This window comes from Candidatus Tisiphia endosymbiont of Temnostethus pusillus (assembly GCF_964264675.1).
In the GTDB taxonomy this organism is placed as follows: Bacteria; Pseudomonadota; Alphaproteobacteria; order Rickettsiales; family Rickettsiaceae; genus Tisiphia.
Window position 1 is genome coordinate 1,227,124 of record NZ_OZ183472.1, and the last position, 14,594, is coordinate 1,241,717.

14 protein-coding genes and 1 tRNA gene are annotated in these 14,594 nt (G+C 31.7%); 4 read left to right on the forward strand and 11 right to left on the reverse strand.

Annotation, left to right across the window (positions count from 1 at the left end; genetic code table 11):
- Positions 1-465 precede the first annotated feature (465 nt).
- The 5 genes from ACFEL2_RS05565 to ACFEL2_RS05590 all read right to left on the reverse strand — a co-directional run bounded on the left by ACFEL2_RS05565 (position 466) and on the right by ACFEL2_RS05590 (position 4,032).
- A complete protein-coding gene (locus ACFEL2_RS05565; RefSeq protein WP_341751282.1) occupies positions 466-774 on the reverse strand; it encodes an HU family DNA-binding protein in 309 nt (102 codons plus the stop codon).
- Between the two features lie 497 nt (positions 775-1,271).
- A complete protein-coding gene (locus ACFEL2_RS05575; protein WP_341751283.1) occupies positions 1,272-1,505 on the reverse strand; it encodes a helix-turn-helix transcriptional regulator in 234 nt (77 codons plus the stop codon).
- A 16-nt stretch (positions 1,506-1,521) separates the two neighbouring features.
- A complete protein-coding gene (locus ACFEL2_RS05580; protein ID WP_341751284.1) occupies positions 1,522-2,337 on the reverse strand; it encodes a hypothetical protein in 816 nt (271 codons plus the stop codon).
- Positions 2,338-2,530: 193 nt separating this feature from the next.
- Positions 2,531-3,280: a DUF1376 domain-containing protein gene (locus ACFEL2_RS05585; protein ID WP_341751285.1), complete on the reverse strand. Its 750-nt coding sequence runs from the start codon at positions 3,278-3,280 to the stop codon at positions 2,531-2,533.
- A 491-nt stretch (positions 3,281-3,771) separates the two neighbouring features.
- Positions 3,772-4,032 (reverse strand): hypothetical protein, encoded by a 261-nt coding sequence (locus tag ACFEL2_RS05590; RefSeq protein WP_341751286.1) that lies wholly within the window; start codon positions 4,030-4,032, stop codon positions 3,772-3,774.
- A 237-nt stretch (positions 4,033-4,269) separates the two neighbouring features.
- Between ACFEL2_RS05590 and ACFEL2_RS05595 the strand changes: the two genes are divergently transcribed.
- Together ACFEL2_RS05595 and ACFEL2_RS05600 are read left to right on the forward strand one after the other, a co-directional pair.
- Positions 4,270-4,518 (forward strand): hypothetical protein, encoded by a 249-nt coding sequence (locus ACFEL2_RS05595; protein WP_375331715.1) that lies wholly within the window; start codon positions 4,270-4,272, stop codon positions 4,516-4,518.
- Positions 4,519-4,837: 319 nt separating this feature from the next.
- Entirely contained in the window at positions 4,838-6,373 is a 1,536-nt protein-coding gene (locus ACFEL2_RS05600) for a recombinase family protein (RefSeq protein WP_375331716.1), read from the forward strand.
- Here the strand turns inward: ACFEL2_RS05600 and ACFEL2_RS05605 are convergent.
- Positions 6,335-6,425 (reverse strand) — tRNA-Ser (locus ACFEL2_RS05605). The two genes, ACFEL2_RS05600 and ACFEL2_RS05605, sit on opposite strands and share 39 nt — an antisense overlap.
- A gap of 302 nt (positions 6,426-6,727) precedes the next feature.
- On the opposite strand from ACFEL2_RS05605, the gene ACFEL2_RS05610 reads away from it, so the two are divergent.
- Entirely contained in the window at positions 6,728-8,020 is a 1,293-nt protein-coding gene (locus ACFEL2_RS05610; RefSeq protein WP_375331717.1) for an IS256 family transposase, read from the forward strand.
- 43 nt (positions 8,021-8,063) lie between these two features.
- On the opposite strand, the gene ACFEL2_RS05615 is transcribed toward ACFEL2_RS05610, so the two are convergent.
- From ACFEL2_RS05615 to ACFEL2_RS05635, 5 genes are all read right to left on the reverse strand, one after another.
- Positions 8,064-8,780 carry a hypothetical protein gene (locus tag ACFEL2_RS05615; RefSeq protein ID WP_375331718.1) on the reverse strand — a complete coding sequence of 239 codons (717 nt, stop codon included), beginning with the start codon at positions 8,778-8,780 and terminating at the stop codon, positions 8,064-8,066.
- Positions 8,781-11,792: a hypothetical protein gene (locus ACFEL2_RS05620; protein ID WP_375331719.1), complete on the reverse strand. Its 3,012-nt coding sequence runs from the start codon at positions 11,790-11,792 to the stop codon at positions 8,781-8,783.
- 57 nt (positions 11,793-11,849) lie between these two features.
- Positions 11,850-12,116, reverse strand: coding sequence for an IS200/IS605 family transposase (tnpA, locus tag ACFEL2_RS05625; RefSeq protein WP_375331720.1), 267 nt, complete (start codon positions 12,114-12,116; stop codon positions 11,850-11,852).
- Between the two features lie 99 nt (positions 12,117-12,215).
- Positions 12,216-12,539, reverse strand: coding sequence for a hypothetical protein (locus tag ACFEL2_RS05630; RefSeq protein ID WP_341751939.1), 324 nt, complete (start codon positions 12,537-12,539; stop codon positions 12,216-12,218).
- Between the two features lie 13 nt (positions 12,540-12,552).
- Positions 12,553-13,431: an Rpn family recombination-promoting nuclease/putative transposase gene (locus ACFEL2_RS05635; RefSeq protein ID WP_341751938.1), complete on the reverse strand. Its 879-nt coding sequence runs from the start codon at positions 13,429-13,431 to the stop codon at positions 12,553-12,555.
- A gap of 125 nt (positions 13,432-13,556) precedes the next feature.
- On the opposite strand from ACFEL2_RS05635, the gene ACFEL2_RS05640 reads away from it, so the two are divergent.
- A complete protein-coding gene (locus tag ACFEL2_RS05640) occupies positions 13,557-14,594 on the forward strand; it encodes an IS630 family transposase (protein ID WP_375331721.1) in 1,038 nt (345 codons plus the stop codon).

The window sequence follows — 14,594 nt, forward strand, 5'->3', positions numbered from 1 at the left end:
AACTTGATAGCATGAATCTCTCGTTTGAAAGTATTGCAGACAATTTAATAATTGATAGAAGTAAGTAGCACATTACATTTAACGCAATTCATTTCTACCAAAATTTTAAATTTCAAATAGAACAATTTGAAGATGAGTGATTAACAGGACTTAGAATAAGACAAAATAATTTGGCTCAATTTAGGCAATAGAAATAAATTTACATAACAACTTTAATAGTTGCAAATAAAGTTAGCCAAGCTGATTTATATAATCATTTAATCTTAGTCACAAATTGTCCTTGATTGCTGGAATTCGTGTTTATTATTGCAAGCCGATACACTTAGCTTTTGCAGGCAATTCTCTAAAAAGCAAATCTATTGATTAGAAGTATATTTTATTATAATTTACTTCTTTTGGTATCGGCATCTTAATGATGATATCTTAAATCCCAATATAATGCAAATCAAACAATTTCATTATTCATTATTTCTTTATGCTTGTTGGTTTTGAGATTTTATGGCTATTACAAGCAGATTTTAGTTTTTCTCCAGCAGAGAATTTAGGTTGCACATAAGCTGCAATATTAATTGTTTCACCAGTTCTTGGGTTTTTTCCAGCTCTAGCTGCAACTTTACTAGAGTAAAACTTACCAAAACCTACTAGCATTATTTCTTTACCTTCGGCAAGTATAGAAGTCACTGATTTAGTAAAGATATTAATAACCTTTTCAGCTTCACTTTTAGTACAACCTTCTCTATTTGCTATATACTCAATTAGTTCTATTTTGTGCATGGAAACCTCCTTGAGATTATAATCTAGTGTGATTACTCTCACTAAAAACTTAATAATAGTCGAAATCTAGAATTTTTAATACCTTAAATCAATAAATTTTTGTTATTTGACTGTAAGTTACCTAATTGAATGGCGTAATTTTAGTCATTAATGATAGAATAATGACTAAAACAAGTTAAAAATATATAATAAAGTGGAAAACTATTTAATATCGATGCCACAAAAATTAGGAAAGCCGTTAATTGGTAAATACAAAGGTCTTTATCGATATAGATACGGTGACTACAGAATACTTTATGAAATTTAGATAAAAGATAATTGCTCTTTCGAAACTCGCTTGTGCTGAGGGATTTGAAGGAGACGCGGAACGCAGAACCGCAGCGTACTCTAATGTACGTGAGGATTCGAGTACCGCATCGACGTACAAATCACCAGTAGAAGTAGAGTTTCGAAAGAAGTCTATTGATTTGTATTATCAGTAATAGGTAGTAGGCTACTTATAACAGTTGGTAAGAAAATAAAAAATCTAATAATTGTCGGTGGTGATAGATGCCAATTTTATTTTTAGCATTTGTTATATGTTTTTCTGCAGTTCTGTACGATATGCCTAGTCTAGCTGCTATGTGCTTTTTAGGAAAGCCAAGAGCTGCAAGTGTAAGACATTCCATAGCTCTTTGAGTAAGAATGAAAGACTTGCCTAAATATTTTACGTTAATTTTAGTTGTTTGCATAATATGGTTATTTTAGTTAGTTGCTTAAAACCCTTTCAGGAAATAATTCTGCCAAGCTATTGGGGCTAAAAATTTTTACGTATAAGTTATTGTTGTGTAAGTTTTGGCAGTATGAATTACTGCATCTTATACTACCTAGAACTAGGCTAACATAAAGACTTACAAGACTAATAAACTGTTCAAAAGATTCAAAGTGCCTAAGGTAATAGCTAATAATTTCCGGACTATTAGTTGATGGCAAAAAATAAAACCCTTCAATTTTATCTTTGGTTCTTTGGTAAATGACAAAACTGTTACATGCTTGCTGACTGTAGAATTGTATTAGAGATTGGTAGCTAAGATTTTTGTTTTGGCTATTGTCAATATTTTTGGTGCAAAAATTCCGGGTACAGAAGCCCATAGTTGTGCCATTGCTTAAAAATTGACGATAGCCAAATTCTTGAATCTGTAAGTTAAACGTACCAGTTAATTGGTCAATCAGTTTTGCTTGTAGTACATTTTTTACTAAACCAGTAAACACAACTTCATTGATTAAACACTGGTTCATTAGCCGCTCACTCATTGGATATTTAATCATTTTTTTACCATTTTGTTCATGCTTACTCTCACTATTTTTGTAAATTTCATTAGACTTCTCGCATAATACTACTTCTGCTGGTGATTTAGACAATGAGTCTAGACTCAAATCCGTAACAGAATTTGAGTACGCTGCGGATTGAGGTTCTGAGTCTCCGTCAAATCCTTGCACAGAAGCAAATTCTGCAAGAAGTCCATTAACTGGCTTCATTGAAGCAAGCTGAGGTTGAGATTTTTCTAAGGTAGTTTTGTTCATAATTTTTACTATAATTGCCTTTATTAATCACAGTATGACAAGGTTTTTTTATAAAACAATAGGCTTTTCATTGCATGAAATGGTCTTTTGTATAAAAAAGAAAGACTAAAACAAAAAAATAATTTAAATTATTTCATATTGTGAAATTTATTTTATCAAATGCACCTTTAACTTCCACTTACTACTACCCTGCCTAACAGTAACGTTTTATCTCTGGGGTGAAATAAGCAAATGATCTTGGGTGTTGAAGTTGATGCAGGCAAATGCGAGCTACTACTTGCTCGATTTTTTGGTAAATAAAATCTTTGCTAATACCACTTTCTAGCCATTCTATAAGCAACGACGCATCTACTGGTAAAACCATATCGTGCTTATTGAACAACCCTTGTAGCTTTTGAGTTAGTTCTGCTATTTCGGTTTTTGCTAATTTGGCAATCACTGGTGACTTATCCACAAGCCTATCATCATCCTCTAATCTTATATCAATATAATTATCTTTAGACGCGCGTGCGCGTAGGTAATACGATCGTATTACGGTCGTATATACGTTCGTATATACGGTCGTATCATTAGAGGGGGTATCTTTTTCCCCTGCAGATTCGATCAGTTGACTACGATATTTCTCCCATCTCTTTGCTATATTCAAGGAATTTTGTTGTGATACTTTTATAAGTTTTTGGCATTCGTTTTTCAACCCCAAATGTGTAAAGGTTTTATCAGAAAAAATGAAAAATTTTTGCAAAATTTTTTTATAATTTTGCCATTTTTTTAGCGAAATATTTAGAAAATGTGCTAATTTTTGGTCATTATTTGGCAATTTTCCACCACTTATCCACATATGTTCAAGTAGTCTAATGTAAATTCCTAATTCATCATGTCTAAGTAAATTAGTGCCATGAAGAAAAGATGATAGAGAAAAGGGTTTGCTCTTAGATTTTAACATAATAATCTCCTATAATTTTAGATAATTTAGCTGTAAAAACTCATAAAGAAACTCTCAAAAAATGGCAAAAAAAAACTATACGAGCGTATAGATCAAAAAAAAACCTAAAAAAATGCAAAAAAAATCCCAAAAAAGTTATAAAAAAATCCAAATTTCACCTCTTATCCACAGGGTAAAAAAACTTATCCACGTGATATCCACATATTATACACATATTCATCCACAAATTAATGCACGGATTTTGTGGATAACTTTTATTACTTAATACCTATAATTAAGAAGATTTTATTGATATTTACAACTAATAATAACCTTGCTATTTCGCTTAGCTATAAAACATATAATCAACTTAAATGATTATATGTAATAAAAATAACAACCTAGAAGTACAATGTTATAGATAAGCTAGTAAATATAAGATTATTCTCTACCACTTAACTAGCTTAAGTAATTGGTCGATAAAAATAGAGATTTATAACGAACTGATAGTATTAATAGCTAAAATCTATTTCAGGTTTGGGAGGGTTCTTTTTATTTTTTAATTCTTCTTCAAATATTTGGTCAGAAAGCTTAAAAAAAATGTTGGCATCAACTGCTCCCTTAGTAACCGTGTAAATTTTGATCATAGCTTTAGGTCCAGGTATTGTTTCTTCGTAGACATATTTATGTACTAAACTTTGATTCTTACCTATCATTTTAGCAAATTCTCGTACGGACACTTTAGACAGTTCTAACCATGTGAGTAATTTCATAACGATTAGCATTAATATTTAATCCTTACTAACAAAACACTATTAGTTGTCTAAATACAAAGAATTTAAGAAAATTTTTCAAATCATGAAATTTTTTTATATATAAAACCAAATAAGACAGGAATTTATCAGTTATAGATCATTTCACGTTATGAAATGGCTATTGTAAATCAAAAAAAAATAGTTAACAGTAATATAAAAACAGTAGGACTAAAAGCTTAACAACAGGGGAATATTATGCAAAATGCTTATATACAGCAGATGATAAAAGAAATAGACAGAGATAAACGTTCGTCTGAAGAAATTTACACAGCAATTGTTAGCAAACTAACAATTATGTCTAAAGGTAAACTTACAGACCAAGAACTTCACACAGCAGCTAGAAACCTAATAGGTTTTTGTCAGGAGATTACCGATTATAAGATAAAAAAGCAAAGGGATGAGCAAAGTAAGATGAAATATGATTTAAAAAAAGCCCATATTTAGACTTAGAGCGTAATAATTTAAAAAACTGATTTCCTACCATAAGAACACTAAAAAGCCGTGTAATAGCCTTAAAAGAGCTAAAATAATAGTTTAATAACAAACCAACTGATGTAGCACACTACTACGTGTCAGAACAATTTATTTACAATAACCAAAAATTATTAATACTAAAAAAATGTTACACTTGGCTCTAATACTGAAGGAGATGGGGTAATTTAATAATAATTCAACTTGACTTGTGCGGTGCTTGATATATCTCTGCTCTTTGAGTACATACTACTTTCTAATTAAAGCAAAATTTATTATCTAAGGAGAAAATATGACAGATAAAGCAACAAAATCAATAATTTTAGTTCGTGTTTCAACAAGGGAGCAAGAAGAAGGGTATTCAATTGAAGCTCAAAAATATAGATTAGTAGAATATTGCCAACGTAAAAATCTTGAAGTTATCGAAACTTTTGAAATTATCGAATCTTCCAGCAGAGGTGATCGCAAACAATTTAAAGAGATGATCAAATTTGCTAAAAGCCATAGAGAAACAATTGCTATAGTTGCTGATAAAGTAGATCGAGTACAAAGAAGAATCTCAGAAATTTCATTACTAGAAGAACCAATAAAAGCTGGTAAGATAGAATTACATTTTAGAACAGAAGGTTACATAATAGATAAAGATTCTCAGTCTCATGCAAAGCTAATGTGGGGGATGAACGTATTGATGGCACAATCTTACGTTGATAGTTTAAGTGATAACGTTAAAAGAAGCCTAGATCATAAATTGCGTAAAGGAGAGTGGATAGGACCAGCCCCTCTTGGTTACCTAAATAGTCGAGATGAAAGAGGAAACAGTATAGTAATTCTCGATCCTGTAAGAGGTTCTATCATAAAAAAACTCTTTGAAGAATATGCAACAGGAATGTATACTCTTAATTATTTGACTGAAAAAGCTAAGGAGCTTGGTCTTAGAAGCAAAAACAATTGCTACGTCAATAAAACAGTAGTGCATCGAATGATCCAACAACCTTTCTATTATGGTGAAATGAGAGTAAAAGGAGAGATGTGGTCACATGGTTACCAAGCAATTATAACAAAAAAGACTTTTATGGCATGTAAAGATGTACGTTTAGGGTCGAAGAAGAAGCCTTTTAAATATGGTGGTAAGGATTTTCTTTTTAGAGGATTAATCACCTGTGCAGTAACTGGTAAAGTTGTAACAGCTGAAACTCACAGCAAAACATATTCAGATGGCAAAGTGGACGAATGGACTTATTTAGGTACATGGGATCCAAAGAATCCAAACAAAAAGATTTATGTAAGAGAAGATGAGGTTTTAAAGCAGGTAGAAGAGGTTTTTAAAAGAATAGGTATAAGAGACCCAGAAATGCTAAAAGAGACTCTAGCCTATTTAAAAAACACAAATGAGCTAAAGAAAGATGAGCATGGGCAAGCAACAGCTGCTTTAAAGAAAGAACACACCGAAAATGAGAATAGATTAAATTCATTAATAGATTTGCGACTCAATGGAGAACTTAGCACAGAAGAATTTCAAAGAAAAAAACAACAATTAAAAGATCGCCAATATGAAATTGCTCGTTTAATTAAAGTTTATGAGGAAGCAGACGATAAATTTACTGATACCGCTACAACGCTAATAACTCTAGCATCTGAAGCCTATGAAACTTTTAAAGGTTCTGAAATGCCCCAAAAACGCAAAATGATAAATTTCGTATTTCAGAACCTCAAACTGAGGGGCAAAAAACTTGAGACCTCTCTACGTTTCCCGTTCGATATTTTTGAAAAAACGACAACTTGTACCGAATGGCGGAGAGAGAGGGATTCGAACCCTCGATACGGTTAACCCGTATAACGGTTTAGCAAACCGTCGCCTTCAGCCTCTCGGCCACCTCTCCAAATCATAACATGATTATATTATGAGTCACTTATAGCATTGAATCGTTTATATTTCTATAATTATTTTATATAAGTTCAATAGGGTAATTTAAAAGTCACAATCAATAGTTGATGCACATAGTGTATACTAGGGTTCTAATACTGTCTTAAGAGTCAAGGATTAAAATAGGATTAAAGATAGAATTATTTTTAATTACTCCAAAGACAATATGTAATAATTTACGGGTCTATCATAAAGATTGTGTAAGTTGAAAAAAGTAGTAAAAATAAGATTACGAAAAAACACTTACATGAGGTTAATATGAAGAAGAAAACAAAAACAATAAATCAATCTGTAGAAAAAGTAGTATCAGAACTCTTGTCACAAAGCAATCCATCAGAAATTTTTGGCAAAGATGGGATATTGCAAGAGTTAAAAAAACAACTAGTTAATAAGATTCTAGAAAAAGAGATGGAATCTTATATTGGATATGAGAAGCATTCCAAGGATGAGAAAGAATCTGAAAACAGACGCAATGGTAGTTATGAAAAGACTATAATAGATGAAGATGGTCGGAATATAACAGTAGATGTTCCAAGAGATAGAGAAGGAGAATTTGAACCCCTATTAATTCCTAAGGGAGTTCGACAATTTAAAGTGTTTGATGAGAAGGTAATATCTCTGTATGCAAGAGGTATGACTACAAGGGAGATACAAGGACATTTAGAGGAAATCTATTCTACCAAAGTATCTGCAGAATTAATATCTAAAGTAACTGACGGAGTTTTGGAGGATATTATAAATTGGCAGAATCGTCCCCTTGATAGTATATATCCGATAATATATCTTGACTGCATAGATGTTAAAGGAAGAGACAACCACACTATAATAAATAAAGCAGTTTATATAGCTATAGGTGTTAATATGGAAGGTAAGAAAGAGTTACTTGGTATTTGGGTTGGCAAGAATGAAGGTTCTAAATTTTGGATGCAAGTGGTAACTGAGCTAAAGAATAGGGGAATTGAAAAGATATATGTTGCTTGTGTAGATGGTCTAAAAGGCTTTCCTGAAGCTATAAATAGTGTTTTTCCTAAAACTATTGTACAATTATGTATCGTGCATATGGTTAGGAATTCTACCAAGTACGTGTCATATAAAGATTTAAAATCGGTAACAGCTGATTTAAAGAAAATTTATACAGCAATAAACGAGGCGGAAGGGATTAGAGAGCTACAAAACTTTAGTAAAAAATGGGACGAAAAATATCCAGTAATTTCTGACATGTGGCAACGTCTTTGGTCAGGTATAGCCCCGCTTTTTAGCTTCCCTGAAGGGATTAGAAAGGCAATATATACTACTAATACTATTGAATCAGCCAATCGGCAAATCAGGAAAATTATTAAAAATAAAGGGGTATTTCCAGATGATAAATCAATTCAGAAAATAATATTTTTGGCATTGACAAACGCTCAAAAGAAGTGGACAATGCCAATTAAAGATTGGTCAGTTGCCTTGAATCAATTTGCCATACTTTGTGGTACTGATGACCAAAAATGGGCAAATGTCGATCAAAGATGGACTAACTCTGACATCATACTTACACAATCTTTCTGATAGACCCGTGGGATTCACAATTTGTCTTCCTCATACTTACATTTTATCTTCTCGAAATCGTGTTAGGTGGCTTTAATGTTTTAACAAAACTATTTATAGGCATATTATTATTCTGATCTCCTACCACCACGTAGCTAGCTAATGCTTCAGTTGCTGCTTGGAGCTTAGAATCTTGTGCTACACTTGATAATTTAATACGATTCAGTGGTGGGCTTAATGCAGGATTATCTTTAGCTAATTGTTCTAAAGTAGTTATTAGATATTTTTTTGTTTCTTCAGGATCATTGTTTGCCCCTTTATTAGTGATTTCTCGAGAAATGGCTAATTTGTCAACAAATTCATTAATTGCTTTATCAAACTTTGGATTATTATCAGGATATTTTTTTGCTATAGCTTTGACGCATTCCTCTATTTGCCGTTTATCAGCTTCGACAGGATTGGTATTATAAAGTGCTTGTAATTGCTGACCTTCTTCTAGACCATAATATTTTAAAAAAGTAAAGGTAACTCCTTTATCATAAAGTATTATAGCATTCTGTGACGTTAAATCAATGATTTTTTCTATGCTAAGATTTTGCATATCAGAAAATGTAGCATTTTTACTGTTACATACAGAGAGTACATTTTTAGATGTTAGAGCTTCTATTTTCTCCACTTCAAAATTCATCAGTTGGTCAAATGCGGTATATTCTTTGTCATACATAAACTGTGCCGCAGGTGATATCAGGGCTTTAATTTTTTCTGTCTCTAGACCTTTCATCTAGTCAAATGTGGCATATGTATTGCCATAGTAAAACTGTTGTCCAGACCATGTCTTTTTGACATACTTTTTACCATACATAAATTGTGCATCAGATGAAGTAAGAGCTTTGATTTTTTCTACTTCTAGACCTTTCAGTTGATCAAATGTAACATATTCCTTATATACTTCATGTGCATCAGATGAAGTAAGGGCTTTGATTTTTTCTACTTCTAGACCTTTCAGTTGATCAAATGTAACATATCGCTTATATACTTCATGTGTATCAGATGAAGTAAGGGCTTTGATTTTTTCTACTTCTAGACCTTTCAGTTGATCAAATGTAACATATCGCTTATATACTTCATGTGCATCAGATGAAGTAAGGGCTTTGATTTTTTCTACTTCTAGACTTTTCAGTTGATCAAATGTAACATATCGCTTATATACTTCATGTGCATCATATGAAATAAGGGCTTTGATTTTTTCTGCTTCTAGACCTTTCAGTTGATCAAATGTAACATATCCCTTATATACTTCATGTGCATCATATGATGTTAGATATTCAATTTTCTTTGCTTCTAAATCCTTTAACTCATCAAATGTGATATATTTTTCCTTATATGCAGTCATGGCAGCCTGTGAAGTAAGAGCCTTGATTTTCTCTACTTCTAAATCCTTTAACTCATCAAATGCAATATATTGTTCCTTATATGCGGTCATAGCATTATTTGAAGTAAGAACTTGGTTCTTTTCCGTTGTTAAAATTGTCTTTCCTTCTTTAAGAATACTAATTATTCTCTTAGTTTCTTTACCTTGATTTATAGATATAATTTGATTGGTTTGTTCTGCTAAATATACCTTTAATTCTTCCTGTAGTTCAGTTAATTGTATGCTTTGTCCTACTACTGACTGACAATCTGCATCACCATAATCATATCCTTCCAGCATGAATTCTCTAGACGTAGTATTTGCTGTTTTGAAATATTCAGGGGTTTTCCCACCTGTTCCGATAGTTACTCTTGAAACCTTGTTGTCTTGAGTCACTTGTTTAGCAAATTCTTGTAACATAGGTACAACAACCGCATCGTCTCTTAAATTTCCGGATTCTTTATTACGTAGATTCTCCCATGAATCAAATGTAAAATTACCTTCTTTGCTCAGCCAAGCATAACCTTGTCCTACTATATCATAGTGATTATAATCTATTTTTCCCTTTGCATTAATAGGCTTACCTGAAATTTTTGTATTTTTATCTTTCAATAATACATAAAAACCATTATTCTCCTTTGTAATACCATCAATTACACACTTCTCAGAATTTCCGCCTATTGATTGACAACAATTAGTGATGTTACCCAAAATATAAGCTCTTGGATCATCAATGGGTAATTTAACTAAATGATATCCTTTAGTATTAACCTGAGTGCTATTATCTGTCTGCTGAATCTTATCACCACTAATGACTATATTTGGCAAATTATCTTTGGTTTTACGTTTTGGTGCAACCTGCAGACATTTATTAAAAGTATCTTCTGACAACCTATATTGATCACAAAGTGCTGCTAATTCTTTATATTCAGTCGCACGTTTATAGGTAATCTGTGATCTTATTTCTATCGCATCATCAATAGTTATAGGAGGAATATGCCCCTCTCTATTCATTAACTCAGCCTTCTTTAATTCAATTTTATCGGCTGATGCAAAGAGATTCATTGCCTTCTTGCCGCTTACTTTAATCAAACTTTGCCATGCATCTAAAGTGATGTTTTTCCCATCTTGAGGTAAATGAAAAGTAGAAAAACTATCATGTACTGGTTTTCTTACTTTGTCTAAACCTTTGTCATGTAAGAAGTTGTTAAAAACTGTTACTATATCCTGTGGAATAATAGCGTTATTTTGCTTTTCAACATTGCCTCCAAAACAAACCACCATATCGTAGGCATGTTTATTGACTAAATTATTATTGAATGTATTATTTTGTTCTACATGATCAGCCACTAACTTACTAAACTTGAAGGCTTCTATAAATTGTTTCCTAGCAACTTCGTGTCTAGATAATCGTACTACTTGTTGCATTTCTAGGGTTTGTAATTTTTGTTCTAATGAGGTAGTCTCTCTCTCAAACTTCATCTTTTTTAAACAAGATAATTCACTATTAGTTTGACTAGATGGCTTGATACTACTAGCAGCAAGCTTGTCTTTTACTTCGTTTAATTTATTATTAAGCTCTACTAATATGTTACTTTGTTCAGTATTTTGTAATTTTAGTCGTCCTGCAATTTGCTCTAAACTATCTTTTTTATTCTCTAAAATCTTTTCTTGATTAACTAAATGTTCTAGACGTTTTGCATCAGAGTTTACTATTTTTTGTTTTAGATTTTTAATCTGTTCATTTATCTTTTCAATTGCTTCCTTTTGCTGTCCTGCATCTTTTTCACAAAAATCTATTTGCTCTTGAATAATGTTCTGTTGTTGCTCTAAATCTTTCTTCTCTTGTGAAGATGGTCTTTTAGGCTTTGACTCTTGTGTAATTTTCTTTATCCTTTGAGTAATATCTTGGTCATTCAAAGATACATTGTCTTGCTGAAATTTCGTAAATTCTTTATCATCTATCTTAAGGTTGGCAATTTGTTGTTTATTTGCTATAATCTTTTCATGGTACTCCAAAGACTTTCTCAGCATATTCTCTTTTTGCGATAGATTAACAGTGTTTAACTGTTGCTCAAATTCTTCTGAACTGGTAAAACCAAAAAAATTATACTTGGCTTCTTGTTTATAAAATTCTGTTGTAATATCTGCATCACTTTTAGTGATTATTTGCCTTGAACTTGCTTCCTGTCCAATAACGTTTATAACTAATTCTTTTGTCAGATTGGGATTATATTGTAGACAATAACTCAAAATGTTACTAAGTTGCTGTTGTTGTAAGGGGTGCTCCCCTTCTTGCAGCTTATTAAGTTCCTCTATAGATTTTGTTAGAACATCTGCATTTGTATTGAATAATAAGTTATGTATTAATTCTAATTTCATATTTGTAGCCTTTTTATAGCAGTTTTAATATTCTAGTCATTTGGCACTTATTAAATCTCAATGATCTAAATTTTTACTTTTATATTCGCTTGTCATTCTTATGCATATCTTTTTCATCATACCACAACTAATCATAACTTCATGATCCTGCATTAAATATCCTTCCTCTATCTTACATTCCTTTTGACCCGCTAAACGATGAAACACTTCTTTTAACTCTTTCCTAATTAATCCAAATATCGTTTTCTTGCGATATTTAGGTGTAAAAACAACATGGTACTTACATTCCCATGTACAGTGGTTTAAACTATTATAGTTTGGCATATACTTTATCCTTCCTGATTTTGCTTTGAACGGCAAAATCATTTAGGGATATCTTTAGTATATGTCAAACACTATGATTCCACCGCTGAAAGCGGTGGCTTAGCATTTGGGATAGTTATTATTAATCATCTCTTCTGTAGGTATATTTACCTGAGGATTAATTGTAACATCTGTTAATAATGTAGGATTAAGCTTAGAATGTTGGGTGTTTTTATTGGCTTGCTCTCTAAATGCATCATTAATAAACCATGCAGTAAGATTTGGATTACATTCTACAGCGTAAGATAAAATTTCGCTAACTTGCTCTTTCGTTAAGTTTCCTTGCCTAGGATCATTAGGATTATTAAGCAAGTTAACAGCTTTTTCTAAGTTCTTTTTGTTATCACTAAACAACAAAGTATTTAACAATTGCAAATATATCATAAAGTCCCATCAATTATTTTAGTAGTTTGTTGATTTCTTCAATAATTAAACCAGTAATATTAGCTATATGCTCAGATGTCATATTTTCTTTAAGTAATTTTCTAGCTATAGTTATTCTTTCTTCATATCTACCTTCCTCTCTACCTTTCGCTATACCTTTTTCCAGTTGTTTCTTTAGAGTATTAGCTTCGATACGTAACCATTTAAGATGGTCTTCATAGGCTTCTCTTTCTTCGTCAGTAAAGTTCATAACATCTAGCACTGTTAGAGCTTTTTTTAAGGCAACATTGTCTAATTCTTTAGGTAAATTATCTTTGTTAAGTAGGTCATGTCTTGTTAGAAAAGCTGTCCACATGTCTAGAGAGTTTTTTACTTTTTTCAGTATATCAGGTAATTCCTCATAAGAATTATCAGTAAACTTATTAAGCTCAATAGTATGTAATTCGAGGTCTTTGAAATATAACAAGCCACTATCTTTTTCTACTATATGAAAAACATTGTGATACTTAGTTACATTCGTAATAGAAGTAAAGTTTAGAATATGAATACCAATGGCTTTGCTTAGGGTAGAATAGTCCTGGGCTACCTTTAATTGCTCAGTATATAATTTAGCCCAATAATATAAAGCTTGCTTATCATAATCAGCTTCATCGCTAATTTGAATTTCAATATTGAACCTTTTGCCATCAACGGATTTGGCTTTAACATCTAATATTGAGAGTTTATCATTCTTAAAGTTCTTTGGATTATATGGATTAAGCAGCGTTACCTCTGCCACTTGATCCTCTTGTCCAACGATAGAATTAATCAAGGATATCAGCAAGTCCTTATTCTCTTCTACACCAAAGATTTTCTTAAATGCCAAATCAACTCGAGGAGTTATTTTATCCATATATGTTGCTATTAGTAGTTGTCAATTATAAAGCTAGTATAGCACAGAAATTATAAAGCACTAAGTAATATACTGCTCGTAAATGAAGAGTTGAAGGAAGAGAAGAAAGAAGCTAGAATATGATAATGGGAAATATTTTAACATCTGAACAAAGAACGGTACTGAAGTCAAGTCATGGTAATGAACGAGATAGGAGAGTATGTGACCGAATTAAGGCAGTTTTGCTGTATGATAAAGGTTGGAGCTATGGAGAAATAGCAGAAGCATTGCTGTTAAGTGAAGAAGCTATAAGAAAGCATGTAAGAGATTATCAAAAATTTAATAAATTAGAGACAGCTACCGGTGTTAGTGCAAGTAAGCTAAGTGAGCTAGAAGAGAAAGAGTTAATAGAGCATTTAGAAATATGTAATTATGTTTATGCCAAAGATATCAGCAATTACATAGAAGAAAAATACGGTGTTACCTATACAATAGCAGGAGTAACAAAACTATTAATCAGATTAGGCTTTGTATATAAGAAGCCAAAGATCGTACCCGGCAAGCTTGATATAGATAAGCAAGAACTATTTAAGCTAGAATATAGTTTGTTAAAAGGTAATCTCAAGGCTAAAGAAGCTATATATTTTATGGATAGCGTTCATCCTCAGTATCAAACAAAAGCCCGTTATGGTTGGATCAGAAAGAATCAAAATAAAACTTTACCAACATTTAGTGGCTGGAAAAGGAAGCATTTAATAGGAGCAATTAATTTATCTGATTTGCAATTAGTTAGCACAGATAATCCTAAAGTAAACGGTGATTATATAATCAATTTTCTACAAAAATTAGAAGCAGAAAATCCTAATAAAGAGAAGATATATTTGATTTGTGATAATGCTGGGTATCATAAGTCAAAGAAAGTAAAGGAGTATCTAGTAAATAGCAAAATAGAATTAGTATTTTTACCTCCCTATAGCCCTAATCTTAATCCGATTGAACGATTATGGAAATTTATGCATAGAATTGTAACAAATAATAAATTTTACCATAATTTCGCTCAATTCTCAGAAGCTATAGATAGATTTTTTGCTAATATTGATAAATACAAAGGTAATTTGCTTACTCTTATAACTGACCAATTTCAGACTATAACTTTTAATCATTTTGCCAACTCTTCAGGTTAA

Excerpts from the sequence above, each read along its gene's own strand:
- ACFEL2_RS05565 (WP_341751282.1), bottom strand. The coding sequence starts at position 774 with ATGCACAAAATAGAACTAATTGAGTATATAGCAAATAGAGAAGGTTGT.
- ACFEL2_RS05575 (WP_341751283.1), bottom strand. The coding sequence starts at position 1,505 with ATGCAAACAACTAAAATTAACGTAAAATATTTAGGCAAGTCTTTCATT.
- ACFEL2_RS05580 (WP_341751284.1), bottom strand. The coding sequence starts at position 2,337 with ATGAACAAAACTACCTTAGAAAAATCTCAACCTCAGCTTGCTTCAATG.
- ACFEL2_RS05585 (WP_341751285.1), bottom strand. The coding sequence starts at position 3,280 with ATGTTAAAATCTAAGAGCAAACCCTTTTCTCTATCATCTTTTCTTCAT.
- ACFEL2_RS05590 (WP_341751286.1), bottom strand. The coding sequence starts at position 4,032 with ATGAAATTACTCACATGGTTAGAACTGTCTAAAGTGTCCGTACGAGAA.
- ACFEL2_RS05595 (WP_375331715.1), top strand. The coding sequence starts at position 4,270 with ATGCAAAATGCTTATATACAGCAGATGATAAAAGAAATAGACAGAGAT.
- ACFEL2_RS05600 (WP_375331716.1), top strand. The coding sequence starts at position 4,838 with ATGACAGATAAAGCAACAAAATCAATAATTTTAGTTCGTGTTTCAACA.
- ACFEL2_RS05610 (WP_375331717.1), top strand. The coding sequence starts at position 6,728 with ATGAAGAAGAAAACAAAAACAATAAATCAATCTGTAGAAAAAGTAGTA.
- ACFEL2_RS05615 (WP_375331718.1), bottom strand. The coding sequence starts at position 8,780 with ATGAAAGGTCTAGAGACAGAAAAAATTAAAGCCCTGATATCACCTGCG.
- ACFEL2_RS05620 (WP_375331719.1), bottom strand. The coding sequence starts at position 11,792 with ATGAAATTAGAATTAATACATAACTTATTATTCAATACAAATGCAGAT.
- tnpA (WP_375331720.1), bottom strand. The coding sequence starts at position 12,116 with ATGCCAAACTATAATAGTTTAAACCACTGTACATGGGAATGTAAGTAC.
- ACFEL2_RS05630 (WP_341751939.1), bottom strand. The coding sequence starts at position 12,539 with ATGATATATTTGCAATTGTTAAATACTTTGTTGTTTAGTGATAACAAA.
- ACFEL2_RS05635 (WP_341751938.1), bottom strand. The coding sequence starts at position 13,431 with ATGGATAAAATAACTCCTCGAGTTGATTTGGCATTTAAGAAAATCTTT.
- ACFEL2_RS05640 (WP_375331721.1), top strand. The coding sequence starts at position 13,557 with ATGGGAAATATTTTAACATCTGAACAAAGAACGGTACTGAAGTCAAGT.